The organism is Kitasatospora sp. NPDC057512 (genome assembly GCF_042802135.1).
Classification (GTDB): Bacteria; Actinomycetota; Actinomycetes; order Streptomycetales; family Streptomycetaceae; genus Kitasatospora.
On the sequence record NZ_JBHVET010001214.1, the window covers coordinates 1 to 1,409 of the forward strand.

The 1,409-nt window shown below is 73.2% G+C and carries 1 protein-coding gene; it reads right to left on the reverse strand.

What is annotated here, in order from left to right; translation table 11 throughout:
• Nucleotides 1-223: 223 nt before the first annotated feature.
• A complete protein-coding gene (locus tag ACFU6K_RS39000; protein WP_380671419.1) occupies nucleotides 224-1,291 on the reverse strand; it encodes a Rieske 2Fe-2S domain-containing protein in 1,068 nt (355 codons plus the stop codon).
• Between the last annotated feature and the right edge of the window lie 118 nt (nucleotides 1,292-1,409).

Consider the following 1,409-nt stretch of genomic DNA (forward strand, 5'->3'; position numbering starts at 1 on the left):
GGCAGGTGCCGGACCCTTCCGACTGTGGAGCGCCAGGCCCGGGTCGCACGGACTCTTCCTACTGAAAGTAGGACGTGCTCTGGTAGCACCGCTGACGCCTGACGAGGACTCATGTTCCTCGCGACATCAGGAATATTAGCAGCTCAACACCCGTGTGCTGAACCGAGGTCCTGGAGTCGTCGGCGGCCGTCGGTGCGCGGTGCCCGGGCGGGCTCGGGCGGGCTCAGGCGGGGTCGTGGCCCACGTCCGGGCCCGAGGGGTAGAACTGGCGGGCCCAGTGCCGGTAGACGCCGACCGACTGGTCGCCGGCGGCGAGCCGGGGCCGTGGTTCGTACCGCTTGTGGTCCCAGATCGGTACGTCCTGCCGGATGATCCTGGCCGTCATCCGCAGCGTCGACCGGGCGACGACACGGGTCAGTGCCGCGTGCGCCACCGGCAGGTTCGGGCCCGGCACGCGGCTCGGGTCGGTCACCTCGCAGGCCGCCGCGACCCGCAGCACGGTCCGCCAGGGGGCGATCGGGGTGGGCAGGCCCCAGAGGTGGACCGCGAGGCCGTAGCGCGGCAGTTCGAGTTCGGTCAGGTTCCACCCCAGCCCCGCCATCAGGGTCGACTCCTCCCAGGAGAACTGTCCGAAGAGGGGGATCCGGCCGGCGTCGGAGCGGAGGTTCGTCCGCAGGTACGGCCCGTCGGCCGTGGGGGACGACAGCAGGCGGACGGGGAGGCGGTGCAGGGTGCCGAGGTGCCTGAAGTCGGCGATGTTCTCCACGACCTCCTGCGGGTGGGTGTCGGTCTCCACCGCCCAGTGCGCCGTGGGCCGCACCTCCGGGCCGGGGTCGGCGGGCAGTTCCCAGGACGGGGGGTCGGTGTCGTGGCCGTGCCAGACGAAGAGGAAGCCGTTGCGTTCGCGGACCGGGAGGTGCTCCACCCCGGTGTGCAGCGGCACGCCGTCCGGATCGCTGACGCAGGAGCCGTCGGGGCCGAAGGCGAAGCGGTGGAACGGGCAGACCAGCGTCTCGCCCACGACCGTGCTCCCGTGGCCGAGGTGGGCGCCCATGTGCGGGCAGTACGGCCGGGTGGCCCGGACGTCGCCGGCGCGGGTGCGGTAGAGGACGACGTCCTCGTCCGCGAACCGTCGGGTCAGCACGGCGCCCCGGGGGAGTTCGCGGGAGAGGGCGAGGCAGAACCACCCGCTGGGCGCCGGGAGCGCCGGTCCGTCCCCGGCGGTGGCGGGGCGGGGGCGCCGGGCTGGGCGGCGTGCACCGGCCTGGGGGGCATCGTCTGCGGTTGTCATGGCGCACACGGTAGGGAGGCGAATCCCCGCCGTCGGGCAGCCGCCGGGCGACACCTGCCACGATCACTCGCAGAGCCGATGAAATGCGGAAGGGTCCGGCACCTGTGTGGTGCCGGGC

What these genes read in the sequence shown, in the direction of transcription:
- ACFU6K_RS39000 (WP_380671419.1), bottom strand. Translation starts at nt 1,291, where the DNA reads ATGACAACCGCAGACGATGCCCCCCAGGCCGGTGCACGCCGCCCAGCC.